This is a genomic window from Profundibacterium mesophilum KAUST100406-0324 (assembly GCF_009835145.1).
GTDB lineage: Bacteria > Pseudomonadota > Alphaproteobacteria > Rhodobacterales > Rhodobacteraceae > Profundibacterium > Profundibacterium mesophilum.
Map to the genome: position 1 here is coordinate 181516 of NZ_APKE01000010.1, position 19922 is coordinate 201437.

Here is a 19922-nt window from a genome sequence, read left to right on the forward strand (position 1 = left end):
ACGCGGGGCTCAGGGCGCGGGGACGGAGCTGTGCAGATCGAGCGCCGCGATCGCCTCGAGGATGCCGCCGGCGCCCTTCTCGCGCGCGATATAGACCTGGTTCATCTGTTCGATCCGCTCGATGAGGGCCGTCTCGGAGCCGCCGACCGCCACCGCCGGCAGCCCGCTTTCGAGCATCGACAGATCGTTGAGCGTGTCGCCCGCGCAAAGCACCCTGTCGGGCGAGACGCCCAGATGCCCGACGAGACGCTTGAGCGACGGTCCCTTGCTGACGCCATGCGGCAGGACGTCGAAATAGCGATTGTCCGAGACGATGTGATCGAAGCCCATCTCGCGCACAAGGTCGATCGTCTCGCGGGTGAAGGCGGAGGGGTCCATGTCATAGCTGACACGATAGCGGAAATCGGTCGGCTGCAGGGTGATGCCCGGCTGATCGGCGAGCGCTTCCTTCACCTTGTCGCCCGAATCGTCCCAGACCCTCGCGATCTCCTCCTCGAGCTCGGGGATCGGTTTGACGGTCCGGTTCGTCAGGCTCGCGATGGTGGTGCCCACATCGCCCACCACGTATTCGGGCCACGGCACACCCCCCTCGCAGAGTTCGGCGATGAACTTGGGATCGCGCCCGGTCACGAAGATCAGCCCGACACTGGCACGGTTCTCCTCGATCCAGTCATAGAGCCGGCGCCGGTGGGTCTCGCTCCCGCCAAGGAACGTGCCGTCGAGATCGGTGGCGAGCACGAAGCTCTTCTCGGCCATCGACGGCGGCAGATCGCTTGCGGTGCGGGCGGGCGAGGGGCTGCTCGTGGGGGACGTCATGCGCTGGCTCCGAATGGGTGCTGGAAGAAGAGGCCGAGCGCGTTGGGCTCGGCCTCGATGGGACGCGACCACAGATCGCGGAAGGTCTGCTCGAGATCGGCGCCGCGATGCAGGACCGCGTGCACCGCGTCGCAGATGGGCAGGGTCACGCCGATCTTGGCGGCAAGGTCGGCGACAGAGATCGCGTTGACCTCGCCCTCGACCACCACGGGCGCGCCATCGAAGCACTCCTCGCGTTTCAGCCCCCGGCCAAGCTGCGTGCCGAGGGACATGTTGCGCGACGTGGTCGAGGAGCAGGTCAGCGTCAGATCGCCGGCGCCGGAAAGGCCGGTCACCGTCTCGCGCCGCCCGCCGAGCACTTCGGCCAGCGTCTTCATCTCGTCCATGCCGCGGGTGATGAGGGCCGCGCGCGTGTTCTCGGCAAAGCCCGCGCCGCTCATCATCCCGCAGGCGATGGCTATGACGTTCTTGACCGCGCCCCCGATCTCGACCCCGACGAGGTCGTCGGAGATATAGGGGCGGAAGGCGGCGCTGCTGAGCGAGATGGCGAAGCGCGCGGCGGGGCTGTCCTGCGGCTCGAGCCGGTCGATGTAGCGAAAATCGAAGGCGACGGTGGCGGCGGTGGGATGGCCGAGCACCGTCTCCTTGGCGAAGGTCGGCCCGGAGATGGCGCCGATGGGATGGCCGGGAAGCTCGGATCCGGCCACCTCGCCCAGCAGCAGGCCGGTCTGCGCCTCGATGCCCTTGGCGCAGAGCGCGATGGGAATGCCCTTCGGCAGGGCGGGACGCATCTGCGCGCAGATCTCGCGCAGGGTCTTGGAGGGGGTGACGATCATCACCGCGCCGGCGCCCGCAAGCGCCGCGCGCATGTCGGTCGTGGCCTCGATCCCCTCGGGCAGGACGACGCCCTCGAGATAGCGGGGGTTTTCGCGGCGGGTGTTGATCGCCTCTGTCACCGCGCTGTCGCGTCCCCAGAGCGAGACCTGCCGCCCGGCGCGGCGGGCGACCGTCGCGAGCGCCGTGCCCCACGATCCCGCACCGATCACCGCGATCTTGTCATAGGGCCGTGCATGGGCCGGGGCCCGCTGTGACTTGGCGCTCGAGAGAGCCATTCAACCACCTCTTGGATTTGGCCTCTCCACCGGCGGAGACCGTCACGGTTGGAAAGCCCGACTTCATCGTAATGTTCCTTGGTCCCGTGGGTTTGCAACGAAAGGCGCGCGATTTCCACCCCTTGTCATGCACGCACAATGCCCGGACGGGCCGGGGTGCCGGCAGTCGGACGTGCCCTGGCCGCCGGCGGGCGGTCCTGCGCGGCCCGCTGCGCATCCCGCTCGCGGGCCCGCCTGCCGCGCGGGCGGGCGAAAGGGTGGGAACGGATCGCGTCGATGCGGCGTTGTCGGGATGTTCCGGGCCTCGGCCCAAGCCAGTCATACCAGTCGTCCATATCAGTAGTGAAGGAGAAACCGATGCCAGGATCAGCCGTGAGGACCGCAATCTTCCCCGTCGCGGGATTGGGCACCCGTTTTCTTCCCGCCACGAAGGCGACCCCCAAGGAACTTCTCCCCGTCATCGACACCCCCCTGATCCAGTTCGCGATCGACGAGGCCCGCGCGGCCGGTGTCGAGCGGATGATCTTCGTGAGCCACCCTTCCAAATCGGCGATCGAGCGGCACGTGAAGCAGGATGCGGACCTGGCGGCGACGCTACGCGCCCGCGGCAAGAACCGCATCGCCAACCGCCTCGACGCGGCGGCGCTCAGCGATGACGAATGCGACGTGATCTTCGTGATGCAGGAAGAGCCGCTCGGCCTCGGCCACGCGGTCAACTGCGCGCGCGATCATGTCCTGCCGGGCGCCGTCGCGGTGATCCTGCCCGACGACCTCATCCTTGGCGGCGAGGGTTGCCTGAGCGAGATGATCGCCGCCTATGAGCGCAGCGATGCCGGCCATATGGTCGCCGCGATGGATGTCGCGCGCGAGGCGGTCTCGTCCTACGGCATTCTCGATGTCACCGAGGTCAACGGCGCGCTGATCAAGGCGCGCGGGATGGTCGAGAAACCCGATCCCGAAACCGCGCCGTCGAACAAGGCCGTTGTCGGCCGCTACGTTCTCGATGGCTCGATCTTCGACGATCTTGACGGCCTCGATGCCGGTGCCGGCGGCGAGATCCAGCTGACCGATGCGATCGCGGCCGGGATCGAGCGTGTCGGCCTCGTCGGCTTCGCCTTCAGCGGCCTGCGCTTCGATTGCGGCTCCAAGCAGGGAATGCTGGCCGCGACGCTGCACAGGGCGAGCGGCGATCCCGATTTCTCCGAAGTGCTCGCAGGTCATGCCGCGCTCGAGGGAAAGAAGGCGACGAAGGCCGACCTGCGCTCCGTCGCCTGAGCCGGCCAGCCGGCAGCGCCCGGAGCCCATCTGGGATCACAGCCCGATAGCCAAGGCCCCGCCGATCGTGCGGGGCCTGTCTCGTTTCGGCACCCTCGCCTCTGCGCGAAAGGGCGGCGGGACGCGCATGCGCCCCGTCATTCCGGGCTAGAGGAAAGTGCGCTCTATGGCCCAATAGGCCCCGATCAGTGCGATGAAGACCGAAGCGGGCACCGCGATCACCGGGCGATACCAGTCCTTGTTGCGGAACCACAGCCCCACGGCGAGGAAGGCGGCCGCGATGACGGCGAGCTGGCCGATCTCCACCCCGACATTGAAGCCGATGAGGCCGGTGACGAATTGCGCCGGGGCAAGACCGATCTCGCCCAGCACCGAGGCGAAGCCGAGCCCGTGCAGCAGACCGAAGACGAAGACCACCACAGGGCGCCAGGGCGACAGGCCGCGCGAGAGGATGTTCTCGACCCCGACATAGACGATGGAGACGGCGATCAACGGCTCGACGATCGCCGCCGGCACGGTGACGTAGCCGAGAATTCCGAGCGCCAGCGTGATCGTGTGGGCGAGGGTGAAGGCGCTGACCTGCCACAAAAGCGGCCCGAGCCGCGCCGAGAGGAAGAACAGGCCGAGCACGAAAAGGATATGGTCGAGACCCTTGGGAATGATGTGCTGGAAGCCGATCACGATGTAATCGAGAAAGACCGCGCCGGCGCTCTGCACGGTTGGGCCGCTGCGCGAGATCGGATCGCTGCTGCGTCCCGCGGTGAGATAGGCGGTATAGGCGTCGGGACCTGCCTCCATCTGGCGGATCACCAGGGCACCGAGCCGGCTGTCCCACCCGATCTGCACCGGGGCGTCGCCGGACGGCAGATCGGCGCGCAGGGTCAGGCGGGAGAGCCGCGGCAGGGAGGGGTCGCCCACCTCGGGGACGGTGATGCCCACGAGCTCGGGGCGGACGGTCTGCCCGCCGGAAAGGATCGAGATCTCCTCCCGCATCTCCGGCCAGAACGTACGGAACGCCGCTTCCAGCTCGGCGGGGGGCAGAGCGCGGAGCCGGTCCACCTCTGCGGCCTGTCCGGAGGCGTCCGTGTCGAGCAGCCCGTCAAGGTCGGCCCCCGCGATGAAAGGCTCAACCGTCGCCTCCAGCTCGAGCGAGAGCTCCTGCGGGCCGAGCACGAGATCGCCGATGGCCGGTTGCACCTCGTGGGCGGTGGCGGGCGAGGCGGCGGACATCACGATCACGAACAGCGCCGCGGCGAGCCTTGACACCATGCCGCGAACACGCACTTTCTGGCTGGAAATGACAGGTTTGGATGGTGACATGGGCTACCTCGGGCAGATGATCGGCGCAATTTTTCTTGGGATTAGCACAGTTGCGGCCCACGGCCACGAGTTCTGGATCGATCCTGAGCAATTCGAGATCGAAAAGGGCGGAAATGTCGTCGCCGCGATCCGCGTCGGCGAGCTCTACAAGGGATCGTCCTATGCCTTCGTGCCGGCGCGCTTCCAGCTTTTCGACCTGATCCAGGGCGATATGCGCGGGCCGGTCCAGGCCCGGATCGGTGATCGTCCGGCGCTGAACATGCGCATCAACGAGGAGGGGCTGCTGACGGTCCTTTATGTCAGCACCGACTCGACCGTCACCTATGACGATCCCGACAAGTTCGTGAGCTTCACGACCCACAAGGATGCCGAATGGGTTCTCGAGGAGCACGCCCGGCGCGGCCTTCCGGAGGCCGGGTTCACCGAGATCTATTCGCGACATGCGAAGGCGCTCATCGCGGTGGGAGAGGGGGCGGGACAGGATGCCGCCCGCGGCCTGCTCACCGAGATCGTCGCGCTCAAGAACCCCTATCTGGACGATCTGTCCGAAGGAATGCCGGTGCGGGTCTTCTACCAGGGCGAGCCACGCAAGCAGGCGCAGGTCGAGATCTTCGCGCGCCGCGACGGCGAAGTGCTTGCGCCGGTGACGGTGCGCACCGACGAGGACGGGCGCGCGGTGATCCCCGTCACGCCCGGAACGCAATACCTGCTCGATTCGGTCGTCCTGCGCGTTCCCGCGCCCGATATCGCGAAGGCCACGGGCGCCGTGTGGGAAAGCCTCTGGGCAAGTCTCGTCTTCGGCGTGCCGGCCGAGTGAACCCGGCGCCCCGGCGCCGCTACGGTTTGCGCGATCTCATCATTCTCTCGGCGCGGCGCCGCACGAGGGTGCTGCGCAGATCGTGCATCGCCAGCAGCAGATCGTCCGTCACCGCGTCGAGCTGATCGTCGCTGGCACGCGACTGCACCCATTGCGCCGTCTGGTTCAGGTGATCGACCGCGCGCAGGATGTCATCGGTCTCGCGCCGCGCGAGCAGCTCCCGGCGGGCCTCGATCCAGCGGGCGATCTCCTCGCGGTCGCGGGCCCCCAGCACCCTGTCGCCATGCGGTTTCACCTCGCCCTTGCGGATGTTGACCACAGCGATCTGGTCCATCTCGATCCGGTTCTGCCGGTTGTCGGAATTGACCGCGAAGACCTGTGCGCCGTTCTCTCGCACCCTGAAGTAGTAGTCGGGAAGATCGGCGCTCATATCGTCTCCTCCGCCTGCAATCCCGCGCAGAAGCGCGCGATCCTGCCGCAGGCTTCTTCCAGGACGTGGTCCGATGCCGCGTAGCTGACGCGGAAGGCCGGGGACATTCCGAAGGCCGCCCCGAAGACCACGGCCACGCCCTGCTCCTCGAGCAGCGCGGCCGCGAAATCCTCGTCGCTCCCGAGCATCGCCCCCCCGGCGCTGCGCTTGCCGATGCAGCCGGCGATCGAGGGATAGACGTAGAAGGCGCCCTGGGGCGTCGGGCATTCGATGCCCTCGCAGCCGTTCAGGGCCCGCACCACGAGATCGCGCCGGCGGGCGAAGACCGTGCGCCATTCGTCGAGGAACGCCTGCGGACCCTCCAGCGCCGCGACGGCGGCCCACTGGCTGACCGAGCAGGGATTGTTCGTCGATTGCGACTGGATCTTGCGCATTGCCGCGATGAGGGGGGCGGGACCGGCCCCGTAGCCGATCCGCCAGCCGGTCATCGCGAAGGCCTTGGACATGCCGTTGCACAGAAGGACGCGCTCCGCGATGCGGGGGGCTGCGGCGGCGATGGAATGGGCCTTGAAGCCATCGAAGACGAGATGCTCGTAGATCTCGTCGCTCATGACGTGGAGCCAAGGATGCGCCGCGACCACCTCGCCGAGCGCGGCGAGTTCCTCGCGCGTATAGGCCGCCCCTGTCGGGTTCGAGGGTGCGTTCAGGATCAACCACTTGCTGCGCGGGGTTATCGCCTCGGCCAGTTGCCGGGGTGTCAGCTTGAACCCGGCCTCCGGCGCGCAGGGCAGGATGACGGGCGTGCCGCCGGCAAGCCGGGTCATGTCGGGATAGCTCACCCAGTAGGGCGCGGGGATCAGCACCTCGTCCCCGGGATCGAGGCTGGCCATCAGGGCATTGTAGAGCACCTGTTTGCCGCCCGAGGAGACGGAGATCTGGGCGGGTTCGTAATGCAGCGCATTCTCGCGCGACAGCTTGGCGCAGATCGCCCGCTTCAACTCGGCGATGCCGTCCACGGCGGTGTAGCGTGTCTTGCCCTCGTCGATGGCTTTCTTGCCGGCCTCGCGGATATGGGGCGGGGTGTCGAAATCGGGCTCGCCCGCGCTTAGCGCGATGATGTCCGCGCCGCCGGCTGCAAGCTCGGCCGCGCGGTTGGTGATCGTCACCGTGGGCGACGGTCTGACCCGTGCGAGGGTCGCGGAAAGAAGGTCCATGGTCGCCTCTCGATGGAATGTCGCTGGGTTTCGTCATAGATTTCCGCCGGTGGCCAATCAAGAGCCGGGTCCATGTGCACCCGGCGGGGAGATGCGATGATGAGCGACGAGCAGCAGACCGGGACCCGATCGGACGCGCAGGGCGATGCCGATGCGCGGTGGTATTCGAACGAGACCGCGACCTTCGGCGATCGCCTCGCCGATGCGCGCGCGGCCGTCGGGATGTCCCAGGAGGAGCTTGCGCGGCGTCTCGGCGTGAAGCTCCGGACGCTCGACAACTGGGAGAACGACCTTTCGGAGCCGCGCGCGAACCGGCTGAGCATGCTGTCGGGATTGCTCAACGTCTCGTTCCGCTGGCTGCTGACGGGCGAGGGTGAGGGGCTCACGCCGCCTGAGCCGGGCGGCGTGAGCGCGCAATCCCACGCGCTCCTTGCCGATCTGCGGCAATTGCGCAGCGACATGTTGCGCCTGACCGACCGGCTGGGGCACATCGAGAAGCAGTTGAAGACGTCGATCACGGAGACCGGCACATGAGCGAGACGCACGAGATCAGGATCAAGCGCCTCCGGCTGAGAAGCTGGCGGCGCGGGATCAAGGAAATGGACCTTCTGCTGGGACATTTCGCCGATACGCGCCTCGAGGGGCTCGACGCGGGGGAGCTCGATCTCTTCGAACTGGTGCTCGAGCAGCATGACCAGGATCTCTATCGCTGGGTGAGCGGGCTCGAGACGCCCCCGGATGCGATCGCACCGATGCTGGCGCGGATCACCGCGGCCGCCTCCGACAGGATCGCCTAGCCGGCCTCCGAGCCGCCGCCCGAAAGGTAGCCGGGCCGGCGCGCGCGGGCCTTTCGTATCGGCGCGCGGGGCGGGCGGGCCTTTCGCCGGGATGTATCCTCTACCTTTGACGAAAAATTAGCATTTTCCCTCGCAAACTGCTCCATGACAGAAAGCATGGAGGGCATGATGAGCGCGATCGAGCGGTGGCAACCCGGGACCCGGCGGGGTTTCATGGACGAGTATCTCGACAGCTTGTCATTGGTGGAACGGCTGCACAGGCTGCTCCTTGACGTGCTGAAGGACGAGTTCGAGCGGCTCGGCGTGCTGGAAATCAATTCCGTGCAGGCGCTGCTGCTCTTCAATGTCGGCGATAACGAGGTGACGGCGGGCGAGCTAAAATCGCGCGGCTATTACCAGGGCTCGAACGTGTCCTACAATCTCAAGAAGCTCGTGGACATGGGCTACATGCATCACCAGCGCTGCGAGATCGACCGGCGGGCGGTGCGCGTCAAGCTCACGCCCAAGGGGCGCAACATCCACCAGATGGTCAGCAACCTCTTCGAGCGCCATGCCGATGGCATGCAGACGCGCGGCGTCCTCGGACTGGAAGGCATCGAGCAGATCAATTCCCAGTTGCGGCGCATCGAGCGTTACTGGACGGATCAGATCCGCTACATCTACTGACACTCCATCTGCCCCGCCATTCCGGGGCCGGAGGGCTCCGGCCCGGCGCCGAGCCGATCGTCGACCTCGCCCGCGCGCCGCGTGAACCCTTGCCAAGCGGCCGCGCGCCGCGCCGGACCATGTGCCGCCCTTACCAGTGCCCGGTATTCTCCATGCTCGCCCAGGGCTCTTCGGGCGGCAGGGCATCGCCCGCTTGCAGCAGTTCGATGGATACGTTGTCCGGCGAGCGCACGAAGGCCATATGCCCGTCGCGCGGAGGACGGTTGATGGTGACGCCGTTCTCCATCAGGTGCCGGCACATCGCGTAGATGTCGTCGACCCGGTAGGCGAGATGTCCGAAATGGCGGCTGTCCGAAGGCAGGCCCTCGTCGCCGTCCCAGTTATGGGTCATCTCGACCGCGGCATTCTGTTGTCCCGGCGGTGCCATGAAAAGCAGCGTGAAGCGGCCTTTCTCATTGTCCATGCGGCGGGTCTCCTCGAGGCCGAGAAGCTCGAAGAAGCGCCGCGAGGCGTCGAGATTCTTCACGCGGACCATCGTGTGCAGATAGGTGATCGACATCGGAGCTGCTCCTTTGCGCATTGGCTTGGGCAAGGACCTAGGTCCCGGGCGGCGGGATGCAAAGGCGAAGTCGGGTCAGAAGACCGAGCGCAGGCTGAGGCCGATGCCGTAGGTCTCGCTGTCGTAGAGATCGACGCGCGAGCGGCGAAGCGTGCCATCGAAGGTGATCGCCGGAACGAAGCCGAGCCGTTCGAGCCCGCCGAGCACGAGCTCGCCGGAAAGGGCCGCCCCGATCTCGTCGCGGCCGCCCTGAACGAAGAGGCTGCGCGCCTGTCGGCGATATCGCAGGCTGCCGCCGATGCCGACCTGCGGGCGCATGGCCGCGAAAACGCCATCGGTCAACGGAGCGAAGCGCCGCCGAAGCGAGACCGCGACCTCGGCGTGATCCTGGGCCGGGGCATCGGAAATCGACCGCGCGGCACGAAGCTCCGCACTCCACAGGCCCCCCGCGCCGATGCCGGCCGTACGCCGCAGATACGCATCGAGCCGCAATACCTCCTCCCGTCCCCCGAGGCCTTCATCGATCCTGAGCGCCCCGCCGGCGGTGATCACGCGCTGCGCATCAGCGGCCAGTTCCCGGCCCGCTCCCAGCCGCGCAAAGCGCGCGGCGGGCGTGCCGCCGTAAAAGGACTGGCCGATCCCGGCCTCCAGCTCCGCGCCGTTTGCCCAGTCGCGCCGCAGGGCGAGATAGCCCGCGATCTGATCGAAATCCGTGGCCCTTGCATCGGGTGCCTTGAGACGCGCGGCGCGCGACAGAAGATGCGTATGTGCGGCAAGCTCGACCACGATCACGTTCGCGGCCGTCGCAGTCGCGCCCGGAAGTCGGTAGGACAGCCGGCCATCCAGGCCAATCCGCGTGCCCGGCAAGGCCCGGCTTGCGCCTTGCAGCGTGAAGGGCAGGCCGAAGAGGACCGTCTCGCGTGCGGAACTGCCGCCGTTGATGTTCGAGCTGGGGGCGATATCGACACCGAGGGAGAGGGCAAGCGGCGCGCGGTCCCTCAGCCGGCGCAGCGCGCGCAGGACTTCCGCCCGCGCCCCGGGAGAGGGGGCATGATCGAGCGCGCGGCGCAGCCAGAAGGCGGTGCGCAGATCGTGCCCGACCGCCGCATGGGCACCGGCCATGATACGCGCCGCATCGTATCTTTCGCCCTTCGCGCGGGCCATTTCCCAGGCGGAGCGCGCCGCGGTGATCGCCTCGGCGCCGCGGCCCAGGTCGGAAAGCGCCCGCGCCTCGAGCAGGGCGGCCAGGAGATCGGAAGGCGCGCGCGCCAAGAGGGCCCGTGCCATGGCGAGCGCCAGATCGGCGCGGCCATGTTCGAGCGCGGCGATGGCCGTGCCGCGAAGCTCCGCGGGGCTGACGATGACGGGCGCGGCCATGCCCCGCGGCGCGGCAAGGCAAAGAAGGGCGAGGGCGAGCCGGCAAGCTCCCCGAAGCCCGCGCCGCGCTGCCCGCCGCTCCGGCCCGCCCATGTCAGCGCACCGCGACGAAGCCGCCGGTCTCGCGGAATGTGCCGCCGGAGCCATGATCGGGGCCGGTCCCGATGGTGATGCCGACCGCTTCGGACGGATCGTCGCCGGCGAGTATGCCGTTATAGACGCCGGTTTCGTAGACGGTCAGCTGATTGTTCGCATCGAGATAGCCCGACTGAAAGCTTCCCGCGAACTCGCCGCTCGCCGAAATCGTGTTCGGACCGATATCGAGCAGGATCGTCGGCAGCGCGGCGGCGCCGGGTTGCAGGGCGTCGATGGCATCTTGGGTAATGTCGTCGCCCTGCGTCGTGAAGACTTTCCGGTCCGTGATCCGGCCCTTGATCGCGTCCTGTGCCGCGCCGCCGTTGAAATCCGCGAAATCGATCTCCAGCGTGATCCGGCCGGTCGTGAATTCCAGTCCCGACCGCGTATCGAAGTCCCGGATGCCGGCGTAATCCCCGGTAAAGCTTGCCTGCAACTCGGCCGGCAGGGAAACGCCGCCATTGCGCTGATAGGCCCATCCGCCGAACCCGAAGCCCAGGTAGCCCCCGGTGCGCACGATCACCAGTTCGGTCGCGCCGCTGCGCGATCTTTGGAACAGGAGCTTGTGCGGCAGCTGGGTGATGACCTGACCGTTCCGGGGATCGACGACGCTGCGCGAGTTCTCGTAGACGGCGAAGGGTCCGCTGCGCCCGGCGGCGCCCAGCTCTCTCATGACGGTATCGCGCGAATAGGGCCCGGTCCCATCGAAGGCGAGGTTGTCGATGGTGAAGGTATCGCTTTGTGCGTCGTAGACGGGGTTCTCGGCAAAGCCGTCGCCGCCCTCGCCGCGCGCCTCGAAGCGCTCGATGTCGCCCGCCGCGCTCGGGGTCTGCGTGCCCGGCGGCAGGGCGCGCCCGCCCAGTGTCGTGACGACCTCGTCGGGCGTTTGTGGCAGGTCGCCCTGCTGCTCGAAGGGATTGCCGCCCGAGCAGCCGGCAAGCGCGAGGGCAAGGAGTGGCGGCAGGGCCGCGTGCGGTGCCATCATGCGGATCCTTCGAGCTGGGTGGATGCCATGATGAGAGCGCGATCGGATGCGGGCTGTCAATCGGACCGCGCGGTCACCTTCGGAGGATCGACCGAGCTGCGGCACGAAAGGAACAGGGGGCCGATGTCTTGCACCGCCCGCTGCGTTGGGGATAGGTGAAGCGATCGCGCGCCGACGGCGGCGCCCCACCAAGCGGCGGAGCCCAGCCATGACCCTCACTCCCGAGCAACTCGCCCAGATCGAGGAAGAGCGCGCGGCGCAGCGGCCCACGCGCCGTGCCGTCTCCGAAGGAATGGAGGCGCATCTTTACACCGCCTACCCGGTGCTCGATCACGGCTTCATCCGCGTCATCGATTACATGGGCGACGACGCGGCCATCTGCCAGGCGGCGCGGGTAAGCTACGGCCGGGGCACCAAGTCGGTGCAGAACGACGAGGGGCTGATCCGTTACCTGATGCGGCACTGGCACTCGACGCCTTTCGAGATGTGCGAGATCAAGCTGCATGTGAAACTGCCGGTCTTCGTCGCGCGCCAGTGGATCCGTCACAGGACCGCCAACGTAAACGAGTACTCGGCCCGCTACTCGATCCTCGACCGGGAGTTCTATGTCCCCGAGCCCGATGCGCTCGCCGCACAGTCCAGCACCAACAACCAGGGGCGCGGCGCGGTCCTGCAAGGGGAGGAGGCGGCAAGGGTTCTCGACATCCTCAAGCGCGATGCCAACCGCGCCTACGACCATTACGAGGAGATGCTGGGCACCGACGGACAACAGGGTCTCGCGCGCGAGCTGGCGCGGATGAACCTGCCGGCGAGCATCTATACCCAGTGGTACTGGAAGACCGACCTGCACAATCTGCTGCATTTCCTGCGCCTGCGTGCCGACAGCCACGCGCAGATGGAGATCCGCGTCTATGCCGAGGCCATCGCCAAATGCGTGAAGGACTGGGTTCCTGCGGCCTACGCCGCTTTCGAGGATTACCGGATGGGCGGGGCGACGCTTTCGGCCGGCGCGCTGGGCTGTTTGCGCCGGATGCTCGACGGCGAGACGGTGACGCAGGAGACGAGCGGCATGTCGAAGGGTGAGTGGCGCGAGTTCGAGGCGATCCTCGCACGCAGGTAGGCACGCGTTTTACCGCCCGCGGATCGTTGCGGCGATCCGCTGGCGGGCCTATGGTTTCCACGGGTCGCAGGAGCCGGCCCCGAAGCGCAGCTTCGCTCACATAAACAGACCCGGTAACCGACGCGATGATCATCTACGGAATTCCCACCTGCGATACCTGCAAGAAAGCCATCAAGGCGCTCGAGGCCGCCGGCCATGACATCACGTTCCGGGATGTGCGCGCCGAGCCGCTGAGCGATAGCGAATGGGACAGGCTTCTGGCCAAGTTCGGTGATCGGCTGGTCAACACCAACTCGACGACCTATCGTGGCCTGAGCAACTGGATGAAGGCATCCGAGGCCGAGGCACAACTCGCCGCGCATCCCACCTTGATGAAGCGCCCCGTGATCGATAGCGATGGAAAGCTCTACATGGGCTGGGAAAAATCGACACAGACGGCGCTTCTGGGCGGAGCGCAGGCCGGCAGCTGATCGCGGCCGCGCGGGGGAGGGGGACGTTCCAGCGGTCTGCGCTATATCGCAGCGGGTCACAGCTGGAGCGCGACCGATGCAACTTGCCATACTCTACGTCTCAACCGCCGCCGTCTTCCTGATCCTCGACGCGATCATGCTGCAGACGGTGATGAAACCGCTCTTCAAGAAGCATCTGGGCGATCAGATCCTCGAAAGCCCGCGCTTCGTCGCGGCGACTGTCTTCTACCTTTTTTACGTGGTTGGCCTCCTCTATTTCGTCAGCCTGCCCGCGCTGCGCGAGGGTGCGCCGCTGCAAGCCCTGTGGAACGGGATGTTCCTCGGGGCGATCGCCTACGGCACCTATGAGTTCACCAGCTACTCGGTCATGCGTGACTGGTCGCTTCAGCAGGTGGCCGTCGACGCGACATGGGGCACCATCCTGACGGGCGTGTCGGCATGGGCGGGCGTGATGATCACGCGCGCTTTCGTCTGAGCGGGCCTTCGTGCTTGATTGCCGCCCGGTCCGCGTCTCTAATGCGAACCGGGGATCAAGGGGAGGGCCGGCAATGACCAGGATGACAGGGGCGACGATCGCGTTTTTGACGGCATGCCTCGGCGCAAGCGGCGCGGGCGCGGAGCCGGCTGCCGCGCGGATATATCTCTATGACACGGCGCCGAACTACTGCCCGGCCGGGCTCTCGCCGGTGACCATCGACGGGACGATCTCCTGCGGCGTGCCGAACAGCGAAGGCTCCTACGTCGAGGCCTCCCCGTCGGCGCATGAGACGCCCCGCCGCTCGGCCATCTTGATGCCGGTAAAAAGCGCGCGGCATTCGCAAGGCCGGTCCGGCATGGCCCCGGTCCCCCAAGCGCCGACCCGGCATGCGTCGGGCCGGGCGGATAGCGGGGCCACGGTAATGGGCAGGCCATCCATCGAGCGCGATCTGAGCGATGATGCCGAGGGTGCGGTGTCGCTGCGCTGATCCGCCCTCACGGGCATGCGCGAAGCGGCATTCTCTTCGCTTTCCTGAAAACGGCCCGCAGGCAAGGCATGCGGCCCGTTTTACGGTCAGCGACAGTTGGACCCGATCAGACCGCCTGCAGGTCGGATGCGGATTCGCGCCCGTCGCGGCCTTCGCTCAACTCGTAGCGAATCTTTTGGTTGTCGGCGAGGCCGGTCATTCCGGCGCGCTCAACGGCCGAGATATGAACGAAAATATCCTTACCGCCGCCATCGGGCGCAATGAATCCGTAGCCTTTGGTGGTGTTGAACCATTTCACGGTGCCAGTGGGCATACCGATCTCCTTCATCGTAACCCGCCCGCGGAAGTGCGACGGGGTGGTGCTCATCGTCTTCCAGGACGCCGGGCGCATCACGAAATAGAGAGGCGCGGCCCGAGGAAAGTCGGTCGTCACGCCCAGAGATTTGGATCTCTTGTCTGGATTTGCAAGGGAAAGTCTGACGCCGCGCGGGAGCTTGCCGCCGCACCCTCGCGCGGTGCAATGCCACCACCGAAAATCGCCTCGTGATGCATGCGGGGGCGCGGGGCGCGGGCGGGGCGAGGCCTCAACCGCATTTCCCCTCACCGGGCAGCGCGTCGCCGCCCGGTGCCTTGCGGGACGCTAGCGCATGTCGGGCGCGCGGGCCTCTTGGGTCAACGTGTCGACCAGCGTATCGAGGGTTTCGGTGCGGGTGTGTTTCTCACCAAGGCGGCGCAGGCTCACCGTCCGCTCGGCGACCTCTCTCTGACCGATCGCGAGAATAACCGGGACCTTGCCAAGGCTGTGCTCGCGGACCTTGTAGTTGATCTTCTCGTTGCGCGTGTCGGCCTCGGCGCGGATGCCGGCGGCGCGCAGCATTTCGGTGACCTCAGCCACGTAGTCATCGGCATCCGAAACGATGGAGGCCACGACGACCTGGCGCGGCGCGAGCCAGAAGGGCAGCTTGCCGGCATGGCTCTCGATCAGGATGCCGATGAACCGCTCGAAACTGCCAAGGACGGCGCGGTGGAGCATGACGGGACGGTGCTTGGCGCCGTCCTTGCCGATATAGCTCGCATCGAGCCGCTCGGGCAGTACGAAATCCACCTGCAGCGTGCCGCATTGCCAATCGCGCCCGATCGCGTCGGTGAGGACGAATTCGAGTTTCGGTCCGTAGAAGGCTCCTTCACCGGGGTTCAACTCGAACTCGGCGCCGGCGGCCTGCGTGGCTTGCCGCAAGGCGGCCTCGGCCTTGTCCCAGACCGCATCGCTGCCGGACCGCATCTCCGGGCGATCGGAGAACTTCACCTTGAACGCGCTGAAGCCCAGGTCGGAATAGACCTGCGAGAGGAATTCGATGAAGCGCTTGGTTTCGACCTCGATGTCGTCCTCGGCGCAGAAGATATGCGCATCGTCCTGCGTGAAGCCGCGCACCCGCATGATCCCATGCAGCGCGCCGGAGGGCTCGTAGCGGTTGCACGATCCGAACTCGGCCATCCGCAGCGGCAGGTCACGGTAGGATTTAAGACCCTGGTTGAAGACCTGCACGTGGCAGGGGCAGTTCATCGGCTTGAGCGCGTTGACCGCCTTCTCGCGCGCATGCTCCTCGTCGACCTCGACGATGAACATGTGTTCCTGGTATTTCTCCCAGTGGCCCGAGGCCTCCCAGAGCTTGCGATCGACCACTTGCGGTGTGTTGACCTCGACATAACCGCCGCGGTCCTGCCGGCGCCGCATGTAATCTTGCAGCGTGGTGTAGATGCGCCAGCCATTGGGGTGCCAGAACACCTGGCCGGGGGCCTCCTCCTGGAAATGAAAGAGGTCCATCTCGCGCCCCAGCCGGCGGTGGTCGCGCTTGGCGGCCTCCTCGAGCATCGTCAGATGCGCCTTGAGATCGTTGCGGTTGCGGAAGGCCACGCCGTAGATCCGCTGGAGCATCGGACGCGTGTTGTCGCCCAGCCAGAAGGCACCGGCCACGTTCATCAGCTTGAACGCATCCGCGGGAACCTGCCCGGTATGCAGAAGATGCGGACCGCGGCACATGTCCTGCCAGTCGCCATGCCAGTACATTCGGATCGGCTCGTCGCCCGGAATGCGGTGGATCAGCTCGATCTTGTAGGGCTCGCCCGTCTCCTCGTAATGGCGGATGGCACGCTCGCGCTCCCAGATCTCGGTGCGCACCGGCTCGCGGGCATTGACGATCTCGCGCATCCGCGTCTCGATCCGGCCCAGGTCCTCGGGCGTGAAGGGCTCTGCCCGGTCGAAATCGTAAAACCAGCCGAAATCGCGCACGGGGCCGATCGTGACCTTCACGTCGGGCCAGATCTCCTGCACCGCGCGTGCCATGATATGCGCGAGGTCGTGGCGGATCAGCTCGAGCGCGGGCGCGTCGTCCTGCATCGTGTTGATGGCGATCGCGCCGTCATGCTCGATCGGCCATTGCAGATCCCAGTGCACCCCGTCGAGAGAAGCGGAAATCGCCTTCTTGGCCAGCGATTTGGAAATGCCCTCGGCCACCTCGGCTGCGGTCGTCCCGGCGGGAAACTCGCGCGCGGTGCCATCGGGAAAAGTCAGGGAGATTTGGGCCATCAGGGCACCTCCTCGTCGGTTTGGCGCCCACGGAACGCCCGGTTGCAAGTATGTCGCGCCCTAGATGACGAGGGCGCCCATCCGTGTCAAGCGACGCAAGGGCATAATGGGCGCCGAGCGGAAGGCGCGTTATATGCGCGTGATCGGTGGCAAGGGGAGGGGCGCATGGCCTGGGGTGGAGGAAGCTTCGAGGAAACGATTTTCGAGGCTCTTGTCGACGACCCCGATGGCGACGGGGAGCTCGATCCGCGCGCCGCCGAACATGAGCCCGGCAATTTCCTGCGCCATCTTGGCGCCCTCTCGCTGAGCAAGCTCGCCGACGGGCTGCTCGATCCCAAGCTGGTGCTCAGCTGGCTTCTGACCAGCCTCGGGGCCGGGGCCTTCTGGGTCGGTCTGCTGGTGCCGATCCGCGAGGCGGGCGCCTTGCTGCCGCAGCTCTTCACCGCGCCGCGCATCCATGCGATGGCCCGGCGCAAATGGGCCTGGGCCACGGGCAGCGCGGTGCAGGGCGCGGCCGCGGCGGGGATCGCCCTGGCCGGACTGACGCTGGGCGGCCCCCTTGCGGGCGGCGCGATCTGCGCGATGCTGGCGATGCTGGCCTTGGCGCGGAGCGTCTGCTCGGTGAGCTACAAGGACGTTCTGGGCAAGACCGTGGGGCGCGCCAGGCGCGGAACGGCGACCGGTTTCGCAAGTTCGCTGGCCTCCGTTGGGGTAATCCTCTTCGCGCTGGCCTTGATGAGCGGGCTGGCCGAGCGGCGGACACTGGTGATCGCCGCGATCACGCTGGCCGCGCTCGCATGGCTCGGCGCCGGCGCGATCTTCTCGATGCTGCGCGAGCCGCCGACACCGCGCAGCCCCGGCAAGCCGGCCTTGGGACAGCTTGCCCTTCTTGGCGAGGATCCGCAGCTGGCCCGGTTCATCGCAACGCGCGGTCTGCTGACCGGAACGGCGCTCGCCCCGCCCTATCTCGTGGTGCTCGCCAGCGATGCCGGGGGCGGCGCCTTCACGCGTCTCGGCGCCCTGGTGTTGGCATCCTCCGCCGCCTCCTTCGTCTCGTCCTACATCTGGGGGCGGCTCTCGGACCGGTCGAGCCGCGCGGTGCTCCGTCTGGCGGGCCTGGCGGGGGCGCTTGCCATCGGCGCGGCGCTCGTCCTCGACGCGGCCGGGCTTTCGGGGAATGCCTGGGCGCTTCCGGGCGTGCTTTTCGTGCTGATGGTGGCCTATCACGGGGTGCGCCAAGGGCGATCCACCTATCTCGTGGACATGGCGCCCAAGGACATGCGGCCCGCCTACACCGCCGTTTCGAACACGGTGATCGGGGTGCTGCTTCTGGGAGCCGGGGTGTTCGGCGCCCTTGCGGCCGTTGCGGGCGCGCAGGCGACACTGGCGCTCTTCGCGATCATGTGCTTGGCAGCGACCTGGATCGGACGCGGTCTCGCCCAGGTCGAGCAGGGCCTTGGCGGCGCAGCACAGGAGTGACGCATGACGGATTATCACGAAACGCCCCAGGGCCGGCGCCTGGCCTATATGTCGAACACCGCACGCGAGGGGATACCGGGCCCCGGCATCGTGTTCCTCGGCGGGTTCAAATCCGACATGCATGGCAGCAAGGCCGAGCACCTGGCACAATGGGCGCAAGCGCAGGGGCGCCCCTTCCTGCGCTTCGATTACAGCGGGCACGGCGCCTCCTCCGGCCGGTTCGAGGATGGGGCGATCGGGGACTGGGCACAGGATGCGGCCGAGATCATCGGCGCACTGACCAGGGGCCCGCAGCTTCTGGTCGGATCGTCCATGGGTGGCTGGATCGCCCTTCTGCTATGCTGCCGGATGCCCGAGCGGATCGCCGGGATGGTGGGCATCGCCGCCGCGCCCGATTTCACCGAGGACAGCATGTGGGCATCCTTCGATCCGGCGCAGCGGGCGGCGATCGAGCGTGACGGGCGGCTGGAGCTGCCGTCCGACTATGGCGAGCCCTACGTGATCACGCGGCGCCTGATCGAGGAGGGGCGGGGCAACCTGGTGCTGCGCGACCCGCTGGCGATCCCCGGCCCGCTGCGCCTGCTGCAAGGAACGGGCGACCGCGAGGTTCCCGTATCCGTGGCGACGCGCCTTCTGGAGCATGCCGATTGCGCCGATGCGCGCCTGACCCTCGTGCGCGGGGCCGATCACCGTTTCTCCGATCCCGATTGCCTCTCGCTGATCGAGGCGGCGATCGGCGAAGTGATCGAAAGGACGTGATCCGAAGGACGTGATGGACAGGACGGGCCCGCCGGTGTGAATCCGCCGGCGCGCCGGCGCCTGCTTGCACAGCATCGCGGCGCGGCCTTAGCATCGAGCCCCCGCTGCCGCCCAAGGGCATGCGCAGGCCACAAGGAGTTTGGGAAATGATCGCACGCGTCCTCCGCGCCCCCCGCCTGTCCCGTGACGAGAGAAGCGCGCGATGAGTGTCGAGCCCATCGTCCTGCTGCCGGGCTTGATGAACGACGTGCGCATCTGGGGCCCCCAGATCGAGACGTTGAGCGTCGATCATGGCCTCTACCTGCCCGCTTGGGGTGCGGGGGACAGCGTCGGGGATATCGCGGCGCATGTGCTGTCCGAGGCGCCGCCGCGTTTCGCCCTTGCCGGGATCTCTCTCGGGGCGATGATCGCCATGGAAATCCTCGCGCAGGCACCGGACCGGGTGACACGCATCGCGCTCCTTGGCACGGCCTGCCTGGCCGAGACGCCGGCCAACGCGGCGGCGCGCGAGATCAACATCGTGCATGCCAAGACGGGCCGGCTCGCCGAGGCGCTTGTGGCCGAATACCCGCCCGAGGCGATGGCCGAAGGGCCGATGCGCCAGCCGATCGCCGAGTTCCTAATCGAGATGGGCCTGCGCCTCGGGCCGGAGGCCTATCTGCGACAGGCGAAGGCGATCACCAAGCGCCCGGACCTGCAACGTGTGCTGAGGCAGGCGCGTCTGCCGGCGTTGGTGCTGTGCGGTGCCGATGACACGCTCTACCGTCCGCGCCGCCACGAATTCATGGCAGAACTCCTGCATGACGGCATGTTGTGCATCGTGCCCGGTGCCGGCCATGCCCCGACGCTGGAGCAGCCGGCGGCGGTCAACGCCGCGCTGCGCGAATGGCTGGGGCGCCCGGACCGCAGGCGTCCGCGCCTCTGAGGCCAAAGTTCGGCCCGGGACGGGCAGCGATCGCGGCCAGCTGTGACCAGCTCCGGAAATGGGCGAGAGGCAACGCGGCGCGCGGTCAGGGATAGTCCGGCCGAAACGTGTCGG

The 19922-nt window shown here is 67.3% G+C and carries 22 protein-coding genes; 12 read left to right on the top strand and 10 right to left on the bottom strand.

Features of this window, described 5'->3' with window-relative positions; translation table 11 throughout:
• Nucleotides 1-9: 9 nt before the first annotated feature.
• Nucleotides 10-816 carry an HAD-IIB family hydrolase gene (locus tag PMES_RS03810; RefSeq protein WP_438943223.1) on the bottom strand — a complete coding sequence of 269 codons (807 nt, stop codon included), beginning with the start codon at nt 814-816 and terminating at the stop codon, nt 10-12.
• Complete coding sequence (locus PMES_RS03815) at nt 813-1928, bottom strand: NAD(P)H-dependent glycerol-3-phosphate dehydrogenase (RefSeq protein ID WP_159964188.1); 1116 nt, start codon at nt 1926-1928, stop codon at nt 813-815. Before PMES_RS03815 ends, PMES_RS03810 begins: the two co-directional genes overlap by 4 nt.
• Before the next feature lie 357 nt (nt 1929-2285).
• Between PMES_RS03815 and PMES_RS03820 the strand changes: the two genes are divergently transcribed.
• Nucleotides 2286-3203, top strand: coding sequence for a UTP--glucose-1-phosphate uridylyltransferase (locus PMES_RS03820; RefSeq protein ID WP_159964189.1), 918 nt, complete (start codon nt 2286-2288; stop codon nt 3201-3203).
• Nucleotides 3204-3350: 147 nt separating this feature from the next.
• Here PMES_RS03820 and PMES_RS03825 read toward each other — a convergent pair whose 3' ends face one another.
• Entirely contained in the window at nt 3351-4472 is a 1122-nt protein-coding gene (locus PMES_RS03825) for a HupE/UreJ family protein (protein ID WP_159964190.1), read from the bottom strand.
• A gap of 49 nt (nt 4473-4521) precedes the next feature.
• Between PMES_RS03825 and PMES_RS03830 the strand changes: the two genes are divergently transcribed.
• Nucleotides 4522-5340: a DUF4198 domain-containing protein gene (locus PMES_RS03830; RefSeq protein WP_236549683.1), complete on the top strand. Its 819-nt coding sequence runs from the start codon at nt 4522-4524 to the stop codon at nt 5338-5340.
• Between the two features lie 19 nt (nt 5341-5359).
• On the opposite strand, the gene PMES_RS03835 is transcribed toward PMES_RS03830, so the two are convergent.
• Both PMES_RS03835 and PMES_RS03840 read right to left on the bottom strand, forming a co-directional pair.
• Nucleotides 5360-5770: a hypothetical protein gene (locus PMES_RS03835; RefSeq protein WP_159964191.1), complete on the bottom strand. Its 411-nt coding sequence runs from the start codon at nt 5768-5770 to the stop codon at nt 5360-5362.
• The gene (locus tag PMES_RS03840; protein ID WP_159964192.1) at nt 5767-6984 is read right to left on the bottom strand and encodes a pyridoxal phosphate-dependent aminotransferase; all 1218 of its coding nucleotides are present in this window, start codon (nt 6982-6984) and stop codon (nt 5767-5769) included. The genes PMES_RS03835 and PMES_RS03840 overlap by 4 nt, the downstream gene beginning before the upstream one ends.
• 99 nt (nt 6985-7083) lie before the next feature.
• Here PMES_RS03840 and PMES_RS03845 point away from each other — a divergent pair, with 99 nt between their 5' ends.
• From PMES_RS03845 to PMES_RS03855, 3 genes are all read left to right on the top strand, one after another.
• A complete protein-coding gene (locus PMES_RS03845) occupies nt 7084-7518 on the top strand; it encodes a helix-turn-helix domain-containing protein (RefSeq protein WP_159964193.1) in 435 nt (144 codons plus the stop codon).
• Nucleotides 7515-7781: a succinate dehydrogenase assembly factor 2 gene (locus tag PMES_RS03850; protein ID WP_159964194.1), complete on the top strand. Its 267-nt coding sequence runs from the start codon at nt 7515-7517 to the stop codon at nt 7779-7781. The genes PMES_RS03845 and PMES_RS03850 overlap by 4 nt, the downstream gene beginning before the upstream one ends.
• Nucleotides 7782-7949: 168 nt before the next feature.
• Nucleotides 7950-8447 (top strand): MarR family winged helix-turn-helix transcriptional regulator, encoded by a 498-nt coding sequence (locus PMES_RS03855; protein ID WP_438943224.1) that lies wholly within the window; start codon nt 7950-7952, stop codon nt 8445-8447.
• Nucleotides 8448-8577: 130 nt separating this feature from the next.
• Here PMES_RS03855 and PMES_RS03860 read toward each other — a convergent pair whose 3' ends face one another.
• The 3 genes from PMES_RS03860 to PMES_RS03870 form a co-directional block, all read right to left on the bottom strand.
• On the bottom strand, nt 8578-9006 hold the full coding sequence (locus tag PMES_RS03860) for a VOC family protein (RefSeq protein ID WP_159964195.1): 429 nt from the start codon (nt 9004-9006) through the stop codon (nt 8578-8580).
• Nucleotides 9007-9081: 75 nt separating this feature from the next.
• Nucleotides 9082-10383, bottom strand: coding sequence for a hypothetical protein (locus tag PMES_RS03865; protein WP_159964196.1), 1302 nt, complete (start codon nt 10381-10383; stop codon nt 9082-9084).
• 94 nt (nt 10384-10477) lie between these two features.
• Entirely contained in the window at nt 10478-11503 is a 1026-nt protein-coding gene (locus tag PMES_RS03870) for a hypothetical protein (RefSeq protein WP_159964197.1), read from the bottom strand.
• Nucleotides 11504-11711: 208 nt separating this feature from the next.
• On the opposite strand from PMES_RS03870, the gene thyX reads away from it, so the two are divergent.
• From thyX to PMES_RS03890, 4 genes are all read left to right on the top strand, one after another.
• Nucleotides 11712-12623, top strand: coding sequence for an FAD-dependent thymidylate synthase (thyX, locus tag PMES_RS03875; RefSeq protein WP_159964198.1), 912 nt, complete (start codon nt 11712-11714; stop codon nt 12621-12623).
• A 125-nt stretch (nt 12624-12748) separates the two neighbouring features.
• Entirely contained in the window at nt 12749-13093 is a 345-nt protein-coding gene (locus PMES_RS03880) for an arsenate reductase family protein (RefSeq protein WP_159964199.1), read from the top strand.
• A gap of 76 nt (nt 13094-13169) precedes the next feature.
• Nucleotides 13170-13568, top strand: coding sequence for a DUF2177 family protein (locus PMES_RS03885; protein WP_159964200.1), 399 nt, complete (start codon nt 13170-13172; stop codon nt 13566-13568).
• A 73-nt stretch (nt 13569-13641) separates the two neighbouring features.
• Nucleotides 13642-14058: a hypothetical protein gene (locus PMES_RS03890; protein WP_159964201.1), complete on the top strand. Its 417-nt coding sequence runs from the start codon at nt 13642-13644 to the stop codon at nt 14056-14058.
• Nucleotides 14059-14164: 106 nt separating this feature from the next.
• On the opposite strand, the gene PMES_RS03895 is transcribed toward PMES_RS03890, so the two are convergent.
• Together PMES_RS03895 and thrS are read right to left on the bottom strand one after the other, a co-directional pair.
• A complete protein-coding gene (locus PMES_RS03895; RefSeq protein ID WP_159964259.1) occupies nt 14165-14371 on the bottom strand; it encodes a cold-shock protein in 207 nt (68 codons plus the stop codon).
• A 327-nt stretch (nt 14372-14698) separates the two neighbouring features.
• Nucleotides 14699-16645 (bottom strand): threonine--tRNA ligase, encoded by a 1947-nt coding sequence (gene thrS, locus PMES_RS03900; RefSeq protein ID WP_159964202.1) that lies wholly within the window; start codon nt 16643-16645, stop codon nt 14699-14701.
• A 165-nt stretch (nt 16646-16810) separates the two neighbouring features.
• Here thrS and PMES_RS03905 point away from each other — a divergent pair, with 165 nt between their 5' ends.
• From PMES_RS03905 to PMES_RS03915, 3 genes are all read left to right on the top strand, one after another.
• The gene (locus PMES_RS03905; RefSeq protein WP_159964203.1) at nt 16811-18124 is read left to right on the top strand and encodes an MFS transporter; all 1314 of its coding nucleotides are present in this window, start codon (nt 16811-16813) and stop codon (nt 18122-18124) included.
• 3 nt (nt 18125-18127) lie between these two features.
• Entirely contained in the window at nt 18128-18883 is a 756-nt protein-coding gene (locus tag PMES_RS03910; protein WP_159964204.1) for an alpha/beta hydrolase, read from the top strand.
• A 202-nt stretch (nt 18884-19085) separates the two neighbouring features.
• A complete protein-coding gene (locus PMES_RS03915) occupies nt 19086-19808 on the top strand; it encodes an alpha/beta fold hydrolase (RefSeq protein WP_159964205.1) in 723 nt (240 codons plus the stop codon).
• Nucleotides 19809-19922 lie beyond the last annotated feature (114 nt).